The sequence below is a fragment of the Microcoleus sp. B4-D4 genome (genome assembly GCF_036705185.1).
Taxonomy (GTDB): domain Bacteria; phylum Cyanobacteriota; class Cyanobacteriia; order Cyanobacteriales; family Microcoleaceae; genus Microcoleus.
The window spans coordinates 1-20,516 of the sequence record NZ_JAUBTX010000031.1 but is presented as its reverse complement, the minus strand read 5'-3'; the positions used below and the strand labels follow the sequence as shown (position 1 = coordinate 20,516).

12 protein-coding genes are annotated in these 20,516 nt (G+C 47.0%); 10 read left to right on the top strand and 2 right to left on the bottom strand.

Going from position 1 to position 20,516, the window contains the following annotated elements:
• The first annotated feature begins 113 nt into the window (after positions 1 to 113).
• The 3 genes from QUB13_RS20660 to QUB13_RS20650 are packed head-to-tail and all read left to right on the top strand — an operon-like array spanning position 114 to position 4,200.
• Positions 114 to 3,128, top strand: coding sequence for a CHAT domain-containing protein (locus tag QUB13_RS20660; RefSeq protein WP_333384142.1), 3,015 nt, complete (start codon positions 114 to 116; stop codon positions 3,126 to 3,128).
• 20 nt (positions 3,129 to 3,148) lie between these two features.
• The gene (locus QUB13_RS20655) at positions 3,149 to 3,814 is read left to right on the top strand and encodes a hypothetical protein (protein ID WP_333384139.1); all 666 of its coding nucleotides are present in this window, start codon (positions 3,149 to 3,151) and stop codon (positions 3,812 to 3,814) included.
• Entirely contained in the window at positions 3,811 to 4,200 is a 390-nt protein-coding gene (locus QUB13_RS20650) for a HEPN domain-containing protein (RefSeq protein ID WP_333384136.1), read from the top strand. Before QUB13_RS20655 ends, QUB13_RS20650 begins: the two co-directional genes overlap by 4 nt.
• 93 nt (positions 4,201 to 4,293) lie before the next feature.
• Here the strand turns inward: QUB13_RS20650 and QUB13_RS20645 are convergent, their stop codons facing one another.
• A complete protein-coding gene (locus tag QUB13_RS20645) occupies positions 4,294 to 6,354 on the bottom strand; it encodes an elongation factor G (protein ID WP_333384133.1) in 2,061 nt (686 codons plus the stop codon).
• 1,035 nt (positions 6,355 to 7,389) lie between these two features.
• On the opposite strand from QUB13_RS20645, the gene metK reads away from it, so the two are divergent.
• The 3 genes from metK (at position 7,390) to QUB13_RS20630 (ending at position 12,343) form a co-directional block, all read left to right on the top strand.
• Positions 7,390 to 8,652, top strand: a complete 1,263-nt coding sequence (gene metK / locus QUB13_RS20640) for a methionine adenosyltransferase (RefSeq protein ID WP_333384130.1) — start codon at positions 7,390 to 7,392, stop codon at positions 8,650 to 8,652.
• A 162-nt stretch (positions 8,653 to 8,814) separates the two neighbouring features.
• Positions 8,815 to 9,981 carry a glycoside hydrolase family 10 protein gene (locus QUB13_RS20635; protein WP_333384127.1) on the top strand — a complete coding sequence of 389 codons (1,167 nt, stop codon included), beginning with the start codon at positions 8,815 to 8,817 and terminating at the stop codon, positions 9,979 to 9,981.
• Between the two features lie 481 nt (positions 9,982 to 10,462).
• Positions 10,463 to 12,343, top strand: a complete 1,881-nt coding sequence (locus tag QUB13_RS20630) for a HEAT repeat domain-containing protein (protein WP_333384124.1) — start codon at positions 10,463 to 10,465, stop codon at positions 12,341 to 12,343.
• Positions 12,344 to 12,715: 372 nt separating this feature from the next.
• Here the strand turns inward: QUB13_RS20630 and QUB13_RS20625 are convergent, their stop codons facing one another.
• Entirely contained in the window at positions 12,716 to 13,723 is a 1,008-nt protein-coding gene (locus QUB13_RS20625) for a zinc-dependent alcohol dehydrogenase family protein (protein ID WP_333384123.1), read from the bottom strand.
• A gap of 137 nt (positions 13,724 to 13,860) precedes the next feature.
• Here QUB13_RS20625 and QUB13_RS20620 point away from each other — a divergent pair, with 137 nt between their 5' ends.
• From QUB13_RS20620 to QUB13_RS20605, 4 genes are all read left to right on the top strand, one after another.
• Positions 13,861 to 17,400 carry a sensor domain-containing protein gene (locus QUB13_RS20620; RefSeq protein WP_333384121.1) on the top strand — a complete coding sequence of 1,180 codons (3,540 nt, stop codon included), beginning with the start codon at positions 13,861 to 13,863 and terminating at the stop codon, positions 17,398 to 17,400.
• Positions 17,401 to 17,456: 56 nt separating this feature from the next.
• The gene (locus QUB13_RS20615; RefSeq protein WP_333384119.1) at positions 17,457 to 17,672 is read left to right on the top strand and encodes a hypothetical protein; all 216 of its coding nucleotides are present in this window, start codon (positions 17,457 to 17,459) and stop codon (positions 17,670 to 17,672) included.
• A gap of 79 nt (positions 17,673 to 17,751) precedes the next feature.
• Complete coding sequence (locus QUB13_RS20610; RefSeq protein ID WP_333384115.1) at positions 17,752 to 19,410, top strand: CTP synthase; 1,659 nt, start codon at positions 17,752 to 17,754, stop codon at positions 19,408 to 19,410.
• Positions 19,411 to 19,902: 492 nt separating this feature from the next.
• Positions 19,903 to 20,328, top strand: coding sequence for a hypothetical protein (locus QUB13_RS20605; RefSeq protein ID WP_333384112.1), 426 nt, complete (start codon positions 19,903 to 19,905; stop codon positions 20,326 to 20,328).
• Positions 20,329 to 20,516: the final 188 nt, after the last annotated feature.

The window sequence follows — 20,516 nt, the reverse complement described above, 5'->3', positions numbered from 1 at the left end:
TCAGGACACGGCAGTGCCGTTTCCCTACAATTAATCGAGGGTAGGGATACGGCATTGCCGTGTCCTTCGTTGCTTATGTTACAATCTCCAACAACACATCACCCACCCAGCCAATGCTCCGACAAATTTGGCAACGCATCCTCAATCTGTGGCGACAAATTCAGAGACATTTCCGCAAAGGAGCACCCCCACCGCCAAAGCCAACTCCGATTCGCTCTTTTGGGGAATACGAACAGAAATTCATGGCACTGTTAGAAGGTGTTGAACGAGGCTGGAGTCGGGGCGAAATCAAAGGCTTTTTAATCGGCTGCAAAATCAAAGATGCTGAGTGGGAAAACTGGCTGCAAGAATTTGGAGAAAGGTTGCTGGTATCCCCGGAAACCAATTTAGAATTGGGTGGGCGAATGGTGCGGCTGGGTGAGATGAATTGCGGGAGAATTAGTGAGGTTGCTGGGAATATTGGCCGGCCATTGTTGGCTGCGGAGAGTTTGAGTCGGAATTCTGCGGAAGTGCGATCGGAGATAAGTGAAAATATTGTTTCTCGATTGTTGAGAAGGGAGGGTGTGAGTGTTTCTTCTAGAGATAATTCATCGGATGCTAATCAATCTGATTTAACCTCGGAGTCAGAATCAATAGAAAGAGAAATCAGTCAAGAGGCTATAGAATTATATAACCAAGGAGTCGATCTCTATAATGCAGGAGATTTAGGAGGGGCGATCGCAGCCTTCGAGAATGCCTTAGAAATTGACCCCGAAGACTACGATGCCTGGAACGGGCGGGGCATTATCCTAAATGGTTTAGGCAGCAACAGTGAGGCGATTATAGCCTTGGAGAAAGCCTTAGAAATTAACCCCAATTTCCTCTTTGCCTGGAACAACCTGGGCATTACCCTAAATGATTTGGGTCGCAAAAGTGAGGCGCTCACAGCCTTCGAGACAGCCTTAGAAATTGATCCCAAATTCCACATGGCCTGGAACGGGCTGGGCAATGTTCTAAGAGATTTGGGCCGCAACAATGAGGCGATCGCAGCCTTCGAGACAGCCTTAGAAATTGACCCCAAATTCCACTTTGCCTGGAACGGGCTGGGCAGTACACTAAATAATTTGGGCCGCAACAATGAGGCGATCGCAGCCTTCGAGACAGCCTTAGAAATAGACTCCAAATTCCACTTTGCCTGGAACAACCTGGGCAATACCCTAAATGATTTGGGCCGCAACAATGAGGCGATCGCAGCCTTGGAGACAGCCTTAGAAATAGACGCCAAATTCCCCTTGGCCTGGAACAATCTGGGCAATGCCCTAAAAGGTGTGGGCCGCAATATAGAGGCGATCGCAGCCTTCGATAAAGCCTTAGAAATTACAGGCGATCAATTGTGGGAAGCTTGGGCCAATCGAGGTTCGGCATTTTTAAACTCCGGGCGCTACAGTGAAGCTATTCAAAACTGGGATGAAGGCTTGGAGAAATATCAGCCCAGCAACCGCGACTATCGCCTCGCTTGCGGCAATTTCCACCAGCAAAAAGGCAAGGCACACTACGAACATGGCAAACAAACAGCCACTTATTGGGAATCTTTCCACAAAGCCAAAGCCAGCTACGAACAAGCCCGCGATTTTTTGAAATCACCCCTGATTCCAGAAGCTTATTTAGAAGTAATGCAAGGCTTAATTACCGTCTGCCGCAGCTTAGGAGATCCCAAAGCTAGCGAGTACCTTACCGAAGCTACTATCCGGCTAGAACAATTAATTTTAGAAACTGATACTCATCCCGAAATCAAACAGCGACTCCAGCGCAAATTTGCCGGACTATACCAATTAGAAGTCGATAGCCTCGTCCAGTCTGGCGACAAGGTAAATGCCCTGGAAAAAGCCGAATCCCGGAAAAACTTTTGCCTGCAATGGATGCGCGCAACTTCAGAAAACCGCACTGCCAGCCCGACTTATCCCGAAATCCGAGACTTACTCATAAATAACACCGCAACCGCGATTATTTACTGGCATCTCAGCCCAGTTTCCCTGACTACTTTTATTATTACCCCAGAGAAGTTTGAAGTTATCGCCACACCTATATTCGGAAAGCGTTACAGTACGAGTTTAGAAAAATGGTTGAAAGAATGGAAAACCAGCTATCAAAATTACGGCAAAACTACCAGCAAAGAGCAAAGCAAAGAATCCCTTCCCTGGCAGGAGTCAATGACAGCGCAATTGCAAAAACTCGCTGACATCCTCAAAATTCCCGAAATTTGTACGCACCTCACCAATATCCAAAACGTAATCTTAATTCCCCACCGCGACTTGCACCTGCTGCCACTGCACTTTTTATTCTCCGATAATCTTTTCACTATCACTTATCTGCCCAGCATCCAAGCTGGGATAGACAGACTAGACAGAAAACCCTCACCTTCAATGTCTCTGCTGTTGGTAGAAAGCCCCGATCCATTACTTTTTGCTGAAATAGAAGCCTCGGCGATCGCGAATTTTCACCTTAACTGCAATACCATCCCCAGTTCACAAGCTACCACAGACAATCTTAAAGAAGCTCTGCAACAAGCTGCTGACATATTCCATTTTACAGGTCACGCCTACCACAACACAAAACAGCCGTCCCAGTCAGCGCTAATCCTGAAAAATAAACAGCCTCTAACTTCCGAAGAAATTGCCAAATTCGATTTGCAAAGCTATTATCTAGTCTGCCTTTCCGCTTGCGAAACCGGCATAACAGGAAAAGAAGAACTGATAGATGAATTTGTCGGTTTAGCCAGCAGCTTTTTAGCTGCGGGTGCTGTTTACGCCCTCAGCACCCTCTGGATAGCTGATGAGATATCTACCGCTTTAATGATGATTCGATTCTATGAAATTCTTAACGAACAGCGTTGCCAAAATAAGTTGCATCCGGCACTAGCCCTCAAGGAAGCGCAAAAATGGCTCCGAACTATTACTTACAGCGAACTATCCAACTGGTATCTCGAATTGTCTGAAATAATGAAAGACAATTCCGGTTGCAGTCAAGATTTGAGAGACCAAGCTGACCGAATCCGCAGACGTGATGCTAAAATGGGATCTGACAAACCTCCTTATGCCGATCTCTACCACTGGGCAGGTTTCACGATTACTGGTAAAGTTAATCCCTAACTTCCAAACCATCGACTCTTATGAAAGAAACAGATATTATGAGGCTGCAAGCCCTTGGCGCTGCTTTAGCTAAACTAGATTCATCTGTCCAGCTTGGCGAGTTGGAAGAGAATATAAGTCTTGAGATATTGGCTTTAGAAAAATTAGCACAACAAAACAACACTCTGAACGAAATTTACAGAAAAGAACGCCTCGACTTACAAGATCAGTACGAAGCAAAATCAAAAGACAAACGCTACCAGCCGACAAGTGACAGCATTTACAGCACGGATGCTGCAAATTTAAGCCCTTCCTTTACTCAGCCGCCTGAAGAAATGGAAAATCCCTCTGAAATAGCTAAAGCCTTTGACAATTTAATTGCATCTTTTAATAAAATCAAAAGCCTGTACGCGGTTGAAAACCCGCTAGAAAGTTTTCAAATCATCATCGAACAAGAAGCGATCGCACTTTTGATTTTAGAAGCTCATTCTAAGATTAGAGAACTATTTCCTACGGAAAGATTAGGCTTGGAAGTGAAAACAGATCCAGAAATTGCCAACTGGCGATCGCTCTGGATAACCATTTACACCAAACTCGAAGTCGATGAAGCTTTTGCAAAGTTAAAAAATCTCGATCGCACTTGGTGGCTAGACGCGAGTCTTGTCATTCCTAACAATATACTAAACATTGACTTGGGGTGGGAATGAAATTTGATTGGTCAGCATACTTTAATTTAGCAAAAGAGCTAGCTGGAACCACTGAAGAAGCAAAATTGCGTTCTGCTGTAAGTAGAGCTTACTATTCTGTGTTTTGCCTAGCACGGAATTACTTGCGCGACATTCAACAAGATCCCCGACTCTCGCGCAATAAAACTTATGATATCAATGACCATCAATATGTAGCTGAAGAATTTATTCACAATCAATCAAAATCCCAGCCAATGATAGAGATAGGCAAAGATTTAACTCGCTTGAGAAAAATGAGGAATAAAGCTGATTATGAAGATACTATGTTTAACTTACAAAGAGAAGCGAGAAATGCGTTAGTGCTAGCTGAGAATATTATTTCAGCGTTAAGTAACTTAACTGAATAATCCGACAAATGGGAATCGATCGCAATTAACTTTAATGGCAACTCCTGCAAAAACCCGGTTTATTCAATAAACCGGGTTTTTTAAGACAATTATCTAACTTTTACCGTTACCGTTTCCATTGCCGCCAGTTGTTAGCAAAACCCGCTTAGCTAAAGGTTCCGGCACTTCTTGCAATCGATCGAACTCCCAATGAAAAAATCCGACACCCATTGTCTGCGATCGCAATTCTACGATCAAATTTTGCATTTCGGCGATCGGCAAATAAGCAGAAACTGCATCCCATCCCTTCCAGTCTTGTTTACCTTCGTAGCCGAGAATTTGGCCGCGGTGTCCGCTGACTAATTGCAACACCTTTGATGTACACTCGTTCGGAGCGCAAATTTCCACTTTGGCGATCGGCTCCAGCAATGCCGGTTCGCACTTGGCCATTCCCTCCTGCATCGCCAAACGCGCCGCTTGCTTGAAAGCTTGTTCGGAACTGTCCACAGAATGGTAGGAACCGTTTGTCAGCGTCACCGATACATCTACCACCGGGAAACCCAAGGGGCCGCGATCCAAATACTCGCGCACTCCCACTTCCACGCCGGGAATGTACTGTTTGGGTACGACTCCGCCAACTATTTTGTCGCTGAAATTGAAACCTTCTCCGCGAGGCTGCGGTGCGATGTCGAGATACACGTCGCCAAACTGTCCGTGTCCGCCGCTTTGGTGTTTGTAGCGCCCGTGGATGGAAGATGCCGATTTGCGGATAGTTTCTTTGTAGGGTACTTGCGGTAAGTGAGTTACCATCGGCAAATTATACTTGCGGCGCAACCTGTCTAAAGCTACTTTCAGGTGGATTTCGCCTTGACCCCAAAGTATAATTTCGTGGGTGTCGCCGTGCTGTTCCCAGACTAAAGATGGGTCTTCTTCGAGCAATTTAGCTAAAGCGGAGCTCAGCTTAACTTCATCGTTGCGCTTTTCGGGGACGATCGCCAGCGCGTAGACAGGCGAGACAATTTCGGCTTTTGGCAATAATTCGTCCGAACCCAACACATCGCCTGTTCTCAAGCCTTCCAGCCTCGCCACAGCGACAATTTCTCCGGCGCTGACCGACTGCAAACTTTGCGTTTGTTGACCGGTCAATCGGTACAAACCGTTAACTCGAACCCCGTTCAAAATTGCTCCGTCTGCCAGCGTCCCCCGCCATATTCTCACTAACGATAGTTTGCCTCCCTGCGGTGTGTAATAGGTTTTGAGAATTTGAGCCAGAACTTGGTTTTCACTTTGTATAATGCTGCGGCGATCGGCTGTAGTTTCCGGTGTCGGCGCTTCCCTCAGCAAAGCTTCCAGCAGAGGGCGCACCCCGAAATCTTGTTCGGCCATGCCGATGAATACTGGCACTATTAAATCAGCGCCTAATTCCATCTTTAAATCGCGGGTAATTTCTTCAGCGTCGGGATTGATTTCTTCGAGCAATTCTTCGAGTAAACGATCGTCAAAATTGGCCAATTCTTCCAGCATTTCCTGTCGCGCTGCGCTTTCTTGTGCTTTGAGGTGTTCGGGAAGCGGGACTGGATCTGCGGCGGTGCCCGGATGGTAGTGGTAAGCTTGTTCGGTTACTAAGTCGATAAAACCGATGATTTGTTCGTTTTTGCCGATCGGGTATTGGTGAGGTACAATTGGTCTGCTGGAAACGGATTTGAGCGCGTTGACTACCTCGGTGAAGTTGCTGCCGCAAGTAATTTCGTCGGTGCAAGCGCGATCGATCTTGTTGATAAAAACTAGGTGGGGAATTTCCCAATCATCGAGGAATTTGAACAGCGGGGCGAGGGTTAAATTGCGATCGGCAACCGGTTCGCAAACAATCACCGCTGCATCGACACCGATCAGTGCATTGTAAGTTTCTTGGGCAAATTCGATCGAACCCGGACAGTCAAGAAATGTGAAGCGAACGCCTTCGTATTCGGCGGTAGCGCTGTTGACTTCTACGCTCATTTTGCGATCGCGAGCTTCCGGCGAACTGTCACCTACCGTATTACCATTTTTAGCATTACCTTTGCGAGTAATTGTTCCTGTCACCGACAGCAAACTTTCTAGCAGTGCTGTTTTCCCGCTTAAATAAGGGCCGACAATTGCAACGTTTCGCGCGGCTCCGAGAACTTTTTCGTTCATAATTACCTCCTACACAAAGTGAAGGGGAAGGAGAAGGTGATGATTCAGGAAAAAAACTTTTGTTTGCCTGTTTCTCAGAACTCTTCCCTTGTGAATGTGAAAACTTTTATTTGCGATCGTTCTTAGTTTAAGCTTAAATTGCTACACTAATTCATTAATTACTGTGAACTATTAAGTATTTTTGTAAATCACTTTGAGTCGCGGGTAGCCACAAACCTGTTTTTTTCAAAATACCTCGGTATCACCAACAGACTCGGAAAAAAACCCGGTTTCTTTGAGTCTTAATGCGTGCTAATTCGTATAAACAATGGCGGAAGGTGGGTAGATCAAATTGTGTGTCGGTTTCATATAGCACTTCTCACAAAAATGAAGTATCGATCCCTCAATCCCTCAATCCCTCAATTCCCCAATCTCAAACTCGTACACTCGCGAAGCCGAAGTACAAGGGGAGCATCTCATATTTGTAAAAATACTTCTTTTGACTCCTTCTTTCTTCCTCTTTCCTCTTTCCTCTTTCCTCCTGTCTCCTGTCTCCTACCTCCTTTTTTTAGCTTGGCTGCTTTCCGACAGAGATGCTCCCAGTACAAGTTTGAGATTTGAAATTTACTTGCAGGATGGAATCTGGAAGCTGGCAGTTTAATCTAAAATTGTGGAATCGACCATCAGTCCTGTCGGCGGCGGCAGTTTTTTTGCCTGGGTCAAAGATTTATTGAGAATCCGACAAGACTTAAGTTTTTAGGACTTACCCAAACTGATATTAGTTTCCAAAAGTAATTAAACTGTAGGTAAAGCTCCCAACCTCGCTCTCAGCAGTCCTTCCCCAGCTAAAATCTAAAATCTAAAGTCTAAAATCCTATGACTTTGCTATAGTAGTGTCACTTTACCTAATTTCCAACCCTGCTTCAACACTGCAGAGCAGACCGACACACCTTAGACGGCGACCCAGAGGCGATGATTCTTGGCCTCTACCTGAAAAGTCAGTCGTCTGTCGCCGATGTCGTGCAGGATTCGCCCCCATCAAAGGAGAAATAATCATTGTCACGTCGCTACCTGTTCACCTCTGAATCTGTTACCGAAGGCCATCCCGATAAAATCTGCGATCAAATTTCAGATACAATCTTAGATGCCTTGCTGACCGAAGACCCTAAAAGCCGCGTCGCTGCCGAAGTTGTCGTCAACACGGGTTTGATGCTGCTCACGGGCGAAATTACCACAAAAGCGCAGGTAAATTACATAGAATTAGCGCGGAAAAAAATAGCCGATATTGGTTACATCCACGCTGACAACGGCTTTTCTGCCAATAGCTGCTCGGTGTTGGTGGCTCTAGACTCTCAGTCTCCCGATATTGCCCAAGGTGTCAATACGGCTCAGGAAAGCCGGGAAGAAGCTAGCGAAGAGGAATTGGATGCTATCGGCGCGGGCGACCAAGGTTTGATGTTTGGTTTTGCTTGCAACGAAACGCCGGAATTGATGCCTCTGCCGATCAGCTTAGCGCACCGGATCTGCCGTCAATTGGCCGCAGTCCGCAAAACAGGTCAGTTATCTTATCTGCGTCCCGATGGCAAAAGCCAAGTTACGGTAATTTACGAAGACGGAAAACCTGTTGGTATCGATACGATCTTAATTTCTACGCAGCACACTGAGGCGATCGGCGATATCACAGAAACAGCCGCGGTTCAAGCCAAGATTAAAGAAGACCTTTGGACTGCTGTAGTCCAACCAGTGTTTGCCGATATTAGCGTCAAGCCTGATTCAGAAACTCGCTTCCTTGTCAACCCTACCGGCAAATTTGTAGTCGGCGGGCCTCAAGGAGATTCGGGTTTGACGGGCCGCAAAATTATTGTGGATACCTACGGCGGCTATTCTCGCCACGGCGGCGGTGCTTTTTCTGGAAAAGACCCCACGAAGGTAGACCGCAGCGCGGCTTATGCTTGTCGCTACGTTGCTAAAAATATCGTGGCGGCTGGTTTGGCCGAAAAGTGTGAAGTGCAGTTGAGTTATGCGATCGGCGTGGCGCGGCCTGTCAGCATGATGATCGAAACTTTTGGGACGGGGAAAGTTGATGACGATCGGCTTTTGGAAGTTGTGAAGCAGCATTTTGAACTTCGTCCTGCGGGTATCATTCAGGCATTTAACTTGCAGAATTTGCCGGCAGAAAGAGGCGGCCGTTTCTATCAAGATGTGGCGGCTTACGGTCACTTCGGGCGCACTGATTTAGAGTTGCCTTGGGAGCAAACTGATAAGGCCGAGCTTTTGAAAGAAGCTTTGAGCCAGAAGTTGTCTGGAGTCGCTGCATAGCACAATTTCAGGGCTGGTCAGTAAAATTTCAGGGGCGGGCACGCTAGCCCGCCCCACAATAAATTTTATTGTTTGTGGAACAGGCTTCTAGCCCGTTGCTAATATTGATACCTAATGTGAGTTATAAAAAATCGTGCAAAATCTTGTAAATCCCTAGATTAAATGCCATTTTTAGAGCGATTCCAGTCAGCAATTCACAGTTTCAAATCTTTATTTAAACAGCAGTTTGCGGTTTTAGTTGACGCGAAAAATCAAATAACGATTCCAACGACATTTACGCCCGATCACACGGGAATTCGCGGCGTTTGGATACCCAGCACCGACTGCAAAGTTCTCACCTCAAAACAGCGGATTGCTGAAGCAATGGACTTTCTGGCAGATACGGGATTTAATACGGTTTTTCCTGTTGTTTGGAACCGGGGTTTTACTGCTTATCCTTCTCAAATTATGCGCGAACAATTTGGGATAGAAATAGATGCGCGCTATCAAGGGCGCGACCCTCTGGCAGAATTAATTGTTGAGGCGAATAGAGTTGGTTTAAAAGTTATTCCTTGGTTTGAATACGGATTTGTGAGTTCTTACAATCTCAACGGCGGTCATTTGCTGGCGAAAAAACCTGAGTGGGCGGCTCGCGATTGCAGCGGCAATTTACTTCAGAAAAATAAGTTTGAATGGATGAATTCTCTTGATGGGGAAGTTCAAGATTTTTTGCTGGGGTTGATGCTGGAAGTTGCTAGGAATTATCCGGTAAATGGGGTTCAAGGAGACGATCGCATTGCGCTTCCTTCCGAAGGCGGTTATGACGAAAAAACGGTTAAACGCTACCTGCAAGAGTGCGGGAGAGAAGCGCCACAGAATCCGAAAGAGCAACATTGGCTGCAATGGCGCGCCGATATTATTACTGAGTTTGTGGCTCGCTTGCACCGAGAATTGAAGGCTATTAGTCCTGATTTGTTGCTGTCGCTTTCGCCTAGTCCCTATGAATGGGGACTGGTGGAATATTTGCAAGATTCTCAAACTTGGGTTGACAAAAAGTTGGTTGATATGCTTCATCCCCAGTTTTACCGCCGGGATTTTAAGGCTTACAAACAATTGGTCGATCGACTCGTTGACCAACAGCTTAGCGGCGAACAACTGCACTGCGTATCCCCCGGTATTTTGTTAGCGAATCGAGGTAGTAAGTATAGCATGAATCCTGAGCTATTGTTGCAAGTAATTGCTTACAACCGCGCCCGCGGCATTCAAGGAGAAGTGCTGTTTTTTTACGAAGGTTTGCGAGATAACGGTAACGCTTTGGCTGAGGTTTTGAAAAACGGGCCCTACGGGTGAGAGACTGTCCCGGAATTGCGCTATTTTTGGTTCGCTGCGTTCAACGGAGCCGATCGCTCTTTGAACCTAACTTGCTCTAAAATTATATAGCGCAGTTCGCCTAGTCAAGAGCGCGGCGATGCCAAGTAGCAAACACTACTAACTTTCTTGCCGATCGCCAAAACAAATTAGATAATTAATTATTGAGGAATTGCCAAAAATAGTCGAATCCGACATATTTTAAAAGTGGTACAAGTTTTATGAGAATTTGAGTTTTGTAGGTGCAGCTAATTTTTTTTTATGAGCCCGCCCAAAAACAGGTACAAGTCGCTGATGCGAGAGTCAGTGTCTAACTAAAAAAAATCAACCAGAGTTTAAGCTTCCCGATTAATCTGTGGAGCAATTCTAAAATCTAAAATCTAAAATCTAAAATCTAAAATGGACGCTTCGGTGAGTTTAAAAGAGCAATCTCAAGCGATCGCCAAAATATGAGGATAAATCAGTGAACTCAGCAGCAACCCTCATCCAACAGCTACCAGAGCTCAGCGATGCTCAATTTAAACAAAAATATTTGAAAGAAAGACAAGGGATGCACGCCTTGGCGACAATATTGCCACAAGTAGAACAGGAAAGTATGGCTTTGCGCGCCATCAAATTAGCTTTAAAAGTAAACTTAAAACTAGGCTCGAAGCTAGCAGGTACTCTCAAACCAGAATTTCAAAAAACAGCAATAAAATTAATCGAAAAAATTCCAACTTCGCCACTGCTAAAAATTCAACTGCTAGCACTAACTGGTTCCGACTGGGCAATTCCGATCCTAGTCAAAGCATTGAACCACAAACAAAGTGTCGTGCGCCTTCACAGCATTCGGGCGATCGGCAAAATTGGCTCGGAAGCCGCAGTAATTGAATTAGCCCGATCGCTCGAATCCGAAGATTCCCAAGTGCAAGCTTGGGCGGCTTGGGCCCTAGGAGAAATTGACTCTAAACAAGCAGTCACAGCACTGCTAGAAGCCCTCAACCACAAAACCTTAGCCGTGCGCGCCAAGGCTGCTTGGGCCTTGGGCCAAATGAAGCCGAAAACAGCCGTCAGAGCACTGCTTGCCACCCTCAAACACCAAGACCCCGAAGTGCGCTGGCGGACGGCGGTCAACTGCGGGAAAATTGGGGGATCTGAGATGCTTCCCGGGCTGCTTGCCGCCCTCCGAGACACCAATCAAATAGTGCGCGCCCGGGCTGCGGCAGCTTTGGGCAAAATCGGCGACCCCAACGCAGTACCCCACTTAGTAGAATTGCTGCACGATCCCGACTACTACGCCGTTTCTTTGAGGGCTGCCGAGGCATTGGGACAAATCGGCACGGAAACGGCTGTGGCGGGGCTGCTGCAAGCCCTCAACCATAACGACTCAGACGTGCGCGGCAGTGCAGTTTCTGCCTTGGGGGAAATCAGCAGCGAGGTGGCTGCGGTGGCAGTAATGCGATCGCTCTCGGATCGAGATATTTTCGTGCGCGGCAGGGCGGCGGTGGCCCTCGGGAACATCAATACAGGATCAGATGCTAACTTGAAAAAAATGGTGGCTACGGGACTGGCGATCGCGCGAGGCGACAGCGAATCCTATGTCCGGTGGAGAGTTGCTGCTGCTTTGGGGCAAATTGCGACAGAGGAGTCCGTCGCAGGTTTGGTGCATCTGCTGGGGGACGAAACCCCTGGAGTCCGTCAAAAAGCTGTTAAATCCTTGGGTCAAATTGGATCTGGTGCTGCAATTTTGGCTCTGGAATCAGCTTTAAACCGCGAAGTTGCTGACGTTCGCGCCCTGGCGGCCCAATACTTGCCGGATGTTAGCGTTGAGGTAAACACTGTTGATTCTGAATCCTCAACTTCTGCAGATTTATTGGGTGAAAAACTGCCGAAAATTTTGATAGCTTCGGAAGGAGAAGCCACTGAATACATTATCGATCGCCCTGCGGGACGGCAACTCAAATACTTAATCTCGATCGGCACTCCGGGGCTACCCGAACCCAAAAGTTTTCACAAAATCCCGAACCGACTGCGGCGATCGTTAAACGACCTCGAAACCCCAATTGACGACCCCGATCTGGTTTTAGCGACACTCGATGACGTCCTCCAAATTATTGACTTTGCCCTCAAAATGTCGGCGAACCCCGGCAATTTGCTCGTCTGCTGTCAAAGTGGCATCAGCCTTTCAACAGCCACAGCTTTGACTGTTTGTGCTGCGCTGTTGGGCCGGGGTAAAGAACCAGAAGCTTGGGCCTTGGTGCTCGCGGCCAGACCCCAAGCGCGGCCGAATCGCTGGATGGTGGAATTGGCCGATGAAGCTTTGGGTAGAGATGGTAAGTTACGCGATTTTAAATGGGAAATTTGAGGTTTTAGATTCGGGAATGATATCAATTCCGGTTGCACTCATACATGATGTTAACTGTTAACTGTTATTTGTTAACTGTTAACTGTTAACTGTTATTTGTTATTTGTTATTTGTTATCCCAATGAAGAGAGGATTTGATATGACATCATGTCCGAGCGATTAATAACACAAACTGACGGTTCGTATTGCGGACATGATATCACTGATTTTCTGAGGGTTTCAACCACGAGCAAGCTAACTGCATTCTTGTTTTGAACCTTATTTTAGGTTCAATTTGAATGGCGGAATGTAGGTTGAATTCACAAAGTTTTTAGCCCGATCCCGTCATCGGGTGCAAGTTTGTGTCGCCGCCAATTCCCTTCGCCCGAAATCTCAATCGCCGGGAATTTCAAGAACTATTTTACCTGTTACAGAGCCTGTTTCTAACAGTTCGTGAGCAGCACCAGCTTGTGCTAGCGGGAAAGTTTTGCTGACATGAATTTTGAGCAAATTACGATCGCACAAACCAGCGCACTGCTGCAAAATATGAGCCTGCTGTTCCTGTTCCTCCGCCAAACCTTGCAGCATCGGAGTTAACATTAATTCCAGACTAATTCGCAGATTTCGCATCCTCGCTGTTTTTAAATTCCCCAAAGCCGGATCTGGTTCCAAGATTGTTACCAAATCTCCATAAATCTTCACAGCCGGAACAGTTAGGTAAAAAGTTTCTCCCCCGACTGTATCGAAAGCCAAGTCAACTCCTTGTCCTTGAGTCCAAGTCAAAACCTCATCGACAACATCGGTATTTTTGTATAAAATAACTAAATCTGCACCCAACTGCCGTACGAATTCGGCTTTGGCTTCGGAACCAACAGTAGTACAAACCTCAGCACCTTGCAACGAAGCCAACTGTATCGCGACGTGGCCGACACCGCCGGCACCAGCTTGGATCAATACTTTTTGGCCAGCTTGCAACCGCCCGCGATCGTACAGCGATTCCCATGCTGTAATTAAAACTAACGGTGCCGCCGCCGCCTCAACAAAACTTAAAGCAGCAGGCTTGATGGCGAGGAAACGTTCGTCTACAACGGCAAACTCAGCATAGGTACCCATCAACCCGCCCAAACCGCCATTGCAGAAAAAAACCTCGTCTCCCACTTGGAAACTTTGCACCGCAGCACCGACAGCTTCTACGATTCCAGCACCGTCACACCCCAAAACGTGAGGAGTTTTTTCTGGATAAAAAGTGCCGCGCGATCGCAACTTAGTATCTATCGGATTGACTCCCGCCGCCCGCAACCGCACCAAAACTTCAGTTTCTGTTTGTATAGTAGGGGCGGGGATATCTTGCAGTCTCAGTACGGACGCGCTTCCGGGCGTTTCAAAAACGATCGCTTTCATCAGGGTTATTAACTTGCATTGTTGCCTTCACTGAGATCCTACCTTGTCTGCGTTACCCATTGGTGACAATACTTAGTTATTTTTAATAAATAGATTACCTTCAGATAACTACTATAATTGTCGAGCGGTATTAATCAATGTTCGATCGAGATTTATTTTTTTACTTTGAGATTCTTGTATACCTTCTAGGATTATCAGCGACTTTAGCTTTTGCCGGAGCGATTTATCTCAAATTGCAGCGAAGGCCTCCCAATCTGCCGCCCGCAAAGCAACCACAGCCGCTACAATTAAACTGCGATTTACCTGCAAGATTGAAAATTAAGAAAAACTTTTGGCTTTTCCCCAACTCAAATCTGTTGCTAGTCGCTGACAGATTCTTGCGTAAAATTTTAGGTATTGTCCGCGCTCTATTATTCCCCCAGCAACAGCGCCCAACAGTAAACTCTTCACCTGTTGTCGGGCCTTGCACCAGCAAAGCCACAAGTTTGAGCGTGGAGGGAGAGATGATCCAAAATCCCTCTCGCCCCCAGGCCAGCAACCAAGCCGCTGTCAGCGATTCCCCGGAATTAGATCGAGACTTGCTCGGCCACATCCTAGCAGGTACTGATGCGCCGGGAGGAGCAGAATTCTTTGATACTTTAGTTCGCCACTTGGCCCGTGCACTCGGAGTTCGCTGCGCCGTGGCGGCCAAGTCGATTAAGTCGATCGAACGCAGCGATGAAATTCCCGATCGATTGCAAGTGCTCAGTTTTTGGAGCGACGGACAGCTACAGCCAAATTTTGAGTGCGACACCGCCAACACTCCCGAAACCCTAGTGTTCGAGCAGGCAATGTACTCCTGTCCAGACGGCCTGGTGGAAGCCTTCCCACAAGACCGCAGAGCGGTAGTTACAGGTTCGCGCAGTTTCGTCGGAGCCCTGCTCAAAAACTCTTACGGCGAACCTTTAGGGATTATTTGTATTTTTGACGATCGACCTTTGCTAGAAGCAGAGCTAACTAAATTTCAACTAATTCTCAGCATATTTGCCGGACGCGCCGCCGCCGAATTAGAGCGGCAGCGCCTAGAAGCAGCGCTGTGCACGGTAGAAGCCAAATACTGCGCCCTCGTAGAACAAATACCGGCTGTCACCTACATTTCTCCCCTCAACCGCAGCGCTGCTAAACTTTACATCAGCCCGCAAATCGAGACTTTTCTGGGTTATTCTGTAGCTGAATGGAAGGCAGACCCTGATTTGTGGCTGAAACTCGTTCACCCAGAAGATCGCGATCGCGTGTTGGTAGAAAACGCCACACAGAAATTTAGCGAGGGGGAAGATATCTTTGGCGACGTACCGCTGATTTCAGAATACCGCGCGATCGCCCGCAACGGTCGAGTCGTCTGGTTCCGCGATCGAGCGATCGCAGTTCGCGATCAAGCCAGCAAATCCGTCATCCTTCAAGGCGCGATGTTCGACATCACCGAGACTAAAGTAGCTGACAGAGCCCTGTTAGAAAGCGAATACCGCTATTACACCCTGGCAAAAATCCTGCCGGTCGGGATTTTCCGCGCTGACGCGGCTGGAGATTGTTTGTACGTCAACGAGCGATTTTTGGAGATGGCGGGACTTACGATGTCAAAGGTACTGAGGGAAGGTTGGGCCCAAAGTTTGCATCCCGAAGACCGCGAGCGCGTTTTGAGTGACTGGTATGGCGCTGTCAAAGACAAGTTGCCTTGTAACTTAGAGTACCGCTTTTGCAACGGCGACCTCACAACCTGGGTATTTTGGCAAGCAGTGCCGGAAATTGCCCAAAGCGGGGAAGTTATGGGCTATGTCGGCACGCTGACCGATATCAGCGATCGCAAGCAGGCAGAATTCGCGCTGCAACAGGCCGAAGAGAAATACCGCAGCATCTTTGAAAACGCGATCGAGGGAATTTTCCAGACAACGCCCGACGGGCGCTACCTCAGCGCTAACCCTGCTTTGGCCAGAATTTACGGCTACGAGTCGGCCACCGAACTGATTGCGAACATACACGATATCGAGCACCAACTCTACCTCGATCCCAACCGCCGGGTCGAGTTTTTGTGCGCGATCGAAAAACACGGTTTTGTGTCTGAGTTCGAGTCTCAAGTTTACCGCGCTGACGGCACCACCATCTGGGTTTCCGAGAACAGTCGGGTTGTTCGCGACGCTGGCGACAATTTGCTTTACTACGAAGGCACTGTCGAAGATATCACCCTCCGCAAAATAGCAGAAGAGAAGTTAGTACACGATGCTTTGCACGATATGCTAACGGGTTTGCCGAACCGAGCTTTATTTATGGATCGCTTGAGACACGCGATCGAGCTTTCAAAACGCCGTCCCGAAGTTGTGTTTGCGGTGCTGTTTATCGACCTCGACCGCTTTAAGGTTGTCAACGACAGTTTGGGGCATTTAGTGGGCGATCGCTTGCTAATCGCGATCGCGCAGCGCCTGGAAACCTGTTTGCGCCTTGGAGATACCGTTGCCCGTCTCGGCGGCGACGAATTCGCTATTTTGTTAGAAAATATCAACAATACAGAAGATGCAATCCAAATTGCCGAACGAGTGCAAGCGGAACTAGCAGAGCCTTTTTACCTCAACGAATATCAAGTTTTTAGCAGTGCTAGCATTGGCATTGTTTCTTCTGGTTTACCTCCGCAGTCAACGCAAAGCAGCGAACTATCGGACTCTGGAAATGGCGAAAATATCGATCGGGCAACTGCTTTGTCTTGCTTGTCTTCCGACTCTCCCGCTGCCAATGTCCCGTTCCAAATGTTGTACGATCGACCAGAAGAATTGCTGCGAGATGCAGATGCAGCTATGTATCACGCTAAGGGATTGGGGAAAGCTCGCCACGAAGTTTTTGACTTAAGTATGCACACTCGCGCCGTCGCTCTTTTGCAACTAGAAAACGATTTGCGGCGAGCTCTCGACTCCCATGAATTTCGGCTTTACTACCAGCCCATCGTCTCTCTAACCAGCGGTAAAATCAGCGGTTTTGAAGCGCTGCTGCGGTGGTATCACCCTTCGCGAGGTTTAGTATCTCCCGGCGAATTTATTTTAGTCGCGGAAGAAACCAGATTGATTGTACCGATTGGTTGGTGGATGATGCGATCGGCTTGCCGTCAGATCCACCAGTGGCACCAAAGATTTCCCATAAATCCGCCCTTGACTGTCAGCGTCAACCTTTCTAACGAACAATTCAAACAGCCGGATTTAATCGATCGCATCAGCGAAATTTTACAAGAAACTCAACTAGACCCCCGCAGCTTAAAATTAGAAATTACTGAAGGCGTAATCATGGACAATGCCGAATCAGCAGCCGCTACCCTCGCACAATTGAAAAATTTAGAAGTTCAATTATATATTGACGATTTCGGCACAGGCTATTCTTCTTTGAGCCGCCTGCACACTTTTCCAACTGACGCTTTAAAGATCGATCGAGCTTTTGTCAGCCGCATGACTGAAGATGAAGGCAACGAAGCTATTGTACAGACTATTTTAATTTTAGCCAGTCATTTACGCATGGATGTAATTGCTGAAGGAATTGAAACCATCGAACAGCTTAATTTGCTCAGATCGCTGGAATGCGAATACGGACAGGGATACTTTTTCTCAAAGCCGGTAGACACCTTTGCAGCCACGCTTTTAATAGAAAGTCAACCAGTCTGGTAATTGGGAAGAAAAAAGCCGGAATAAGGGAGGATCTGTGTTTTGGATTATAGACTTCGGTGTTGCATCTGCCCGATATCTGCGGTTTCTGGATCGATCGCCTGCATCTGGGTTTTGTAAAAAGCATTTTTTGTTTGAGTGGTGGGGCGATCGCCCTACAAATGTTCGCGCACAGGTTGTTAATTTGGGCGATCGCTCTCAAAACCGTGCAAAACGCCCGATCGAGCCAATCTGCAACCCATCGCCTCCCCACCCGTACAGGAAAAATGCTCTAGCCCTGCTGGACAATTTTTGATTTTAGCTCTTAGAGTTGAGTGTTACCTTAACTGAGAAACATCTAAAGTCAAAAATCCTATGAGCAAATTTGTGTTTGTGACCGGCGGCGTGGTTTCCAGTATCGGCAAGGGAATTGTCGCTTCTTCCCTCGGCCGCTTATTGAAGTCCCGAAACTACTCGGTCTCGATTTTGAAGCTAGACCCTTATATTAACGTTGACCCCGGCACTCTCAGCCCGTTCCAGCACGGAGAAGTCTTTGTCACCGAAGACGGTGCGGAAACCGACCTGGATTTGGGGCATTACGAGCGTTTTACCGATACCTCCATGTCTCGCCTCAACAGCGTCACCACGGGTTCGATTTATCAAGCTGTGATTAATAAGGAACGCCGCGGCGAGTATCAGGGGAGCACGGTGCAGGTGATTCCCCACATCACTAACGAGATTAAAGAGCGCATTCACCGAGTCGCAAAAAATACTAACCCCGATGTGGTGATTACGGAAATCGGCGGCACGGTGGGAGATATTGAGTCTTTGCCGTTTTTGGAGGCAATTCGCCAGTTTCGCAAGGATGTCGGGCGGCAAAATGTCTTGTATATGCACGTAACGCTGATACCTTGGATTCCTTCGGCTGGGGAGATGAAAACTAAACCGACTCAGCACTCGGTTAAGGAGTTGCGGTCGATCGGCATTCAACCAGATATTCTAGTCTGTCGGTGCGATCGGCCTTTACCTTTGGGCCTCAAACAAAAATTGTCGGAATTCTGCAACGTACCCGAAGAATGCGTCATCACGGCTCAAGATGCCAAAAGTATCTACGAAGTGCCTCTAATGATGGAAGAAGAAGGTTTGGCAGAACAAACCATCAATTTGCTGCAACTCGAACAGCGGCAACCCGATTTGACTCAGTGGGAAACCTTAGTCAAGCGGCTTTACAGTCCCAGCCACAAGATTGATATTGCTTTGGTTGGCAAATACGTGCGCTTGAACGATGCTTATCTTTCGGTGGTTGAAGCTTTGCGGCACGCCGCAATCTCGATCGGCTGCGACCTAAATTTGCACTGGATTAACTCAGAAGATTTAGAATCGGGAAATCTCGATAATTATCTCAAAGATATCAACGGCATTGTTGTACCCGGAGGTTTTGGGATTCGGGGAGTTGATGGCAAAATAGCGGCGATCGAATATGCTAAACAGCACAAAATACCTTTTTTGGGATTGTGTTTGGGGATGCAGTGTGCTGTGATTGAATGGGCGCGCCACACCGCCCAACTGAAGGATGCCAACAGTGCTGAATTTGACCCAAATACGGCAAATCCGGTAATTAATTTATTGCCAGAACAGCAAGATGTAGTCGATTTGGGCGGTACAATGCGACTGGGTTTGTATCCCTGTCGCGTCAACCCAGACACCCTCGCTTTCAAACTTTATCAAAAAGAAGTGATTTACGAGCGGCACCGCCACCGGTACGAATTCAACAACGCCTACCGCAATCTTTTCTTAGAATCAGGTTATGCAGTCTCCGGGACCTCTCCCGACGGCCGATTGGTAGAAATGATCGAATTACCCAACCATCCCTTTTTCATCGCCAGTCAATTTCACCCTGAATTCCAATCTAGACCTAGCGCCCCCCACCCCTTGTTTCAAGGGTTTATCCAGGCCGCTAGCACCCAGGGAAAGCAGGATGTTTTAGAAACTGAGCCTCGGGACTTGGTAGCGGGGAAAGTTGCCGGAAGTTAATCTCCTATCCTGTGCGATCGATTAGTTTTGATATATTAAATGTCTGTAGGGACGGGTGAGTGCAGACAAATATTCACATAGGACGGATAATCGATCGCACTCTCACCCGCCCAACCCAACAATAGAATTTAAGAGGGGTCTCATCTACCGGACATGATATCGGGCAGCATTCTCAACGACAAAAAACCTCACCTCTGCCCTAACATAGGGTTTGGGGGGCTAGTACCCCAAGGCATAAAGGAAAACGTAAAAGGTAAAAAGCAAAAATACTGATATTTCTACTGAATTTTTTAGCTGTGATTTCAATAGTGATACCAATCTCAAAACACAATACAACTGCAGGTAAGATGCCAATCCCCACAATCATCAGTCATTCTCAATCTAAAATCGATCGACTGAGCGTTAGCCGCAGTCTAAAATCTAAAATCTAAAATGGTATGAATTGTCAAACTATCCTAAAATACCAGGAAACGCAGGTTTGAGGAGGGTTGTGTGGCTTACTGGAGCAAGTTTATTTATGAAAAAAATACATACATAATTGATCTTGACACTATTAGTGCTTTTTCGAGCGAACTGGATAACAAGCGCATCACATTTTGGCTGCCTAATAGCAGTCAGCCGATTATCCTGCATCCCCAAGGCAATCATGAGGCTTACAAGCAAGTTCTCGATTACCTCAAAAAAACCATCGATCGCAATTCTAGGGGTTCGTGGATAAAAATTCATTTTGACCGCAAGGAATTTGCGATCGATTTGAGTCGAATTAGCTCTTTTATTTGCGAACAAAACGGTCGGCTAATCAGCTTTTTTCTGCCTGACAGCGCGACTAATATTATCCTCATGCGCGAAGGCAACTCAGACGATTATCAAAAAATTCAGGAATACATCAAAAATACGACGGGGCAGTCTCTGCCATGAAGAAGTTGTTAGTTGTTAGTTGTTAGTTGGCAGTTGTTAGTTGTTAGTTGGCAGTTGTTAATTTTTAGTTGTTAGTTGTTAGTTGTTAGTTGTTAGTTTTTAGTTTTTATATCAATACGGTTTACTTAAGACGATCTCCCTGGCACACCCCTTAAAAAGCAGGGTGGTTTTATTGTGGGGAGAAGAAA

What these genes read in the sequence shown, in the direction of transcription:
- QUB13_RS20660 (WP_333384142.1), top strand. Translation starts at nt 114, where the DNA reads ATGCTCCGACAAATTTGGCAACGCATCCTCAATCTGTGGCGACAAATT.
- QUB13_RS20655 (WP_333384139.1), top strand. Translation starts at nt 3,149, where the DNA reads ATGAAAGAAACAGATATTATGAGGCTGCAAGCCCTTGGCGCTGCTTTA.
- QUB13_RS20650 (WP_333384136.1), top strand. Translation starts at nt 3,811, where the DNA reads ATGAAATTTGATTGGTCAGCATACTTTAATTTAGCAAAAGAGCTAGCT.
- QUB13_RS20645 (WP_333384133.1), bottom strand. Translation starts at nt 6,354, where the DNA reads ATGAACGAAAAAGTTCTCGGAGCCGCGCGAAACGTTGCAATTGTCGGC.
- QUB13_RS20635 (WP_333384127.1), top strand. Translation starts at nt 8,815, where the DNA reads ATGCCATTTTTAGAGCGATTCCAGTCAGCAATTCACAGTTTCAAATCT.
- QUB13_RS20625 (WP_333384123.1), bottom strand. Translation starts at nt 13,723, where the DNA reads ATGAAAGCGATCGTTTTTGAAACGCCCGGAAGCGCGTCCGTACTGAGA.
- QUB13_RS20620 (WP_333384121.1), top strand. Translation starts at nt 13,861, where the DNA reads ATGTTCGATCGAGATTTATTTTTTTACTTTGAGATTCTTGTATACCTT.
- QUB13_RS20610 (WP_333384115.1), top strand. Translation starts at nt 17,752, where the DNA reads ATGAGCAAATTTGTGTTTGTGACCGGCGGCGTGGTTTCCAGTATCGGC.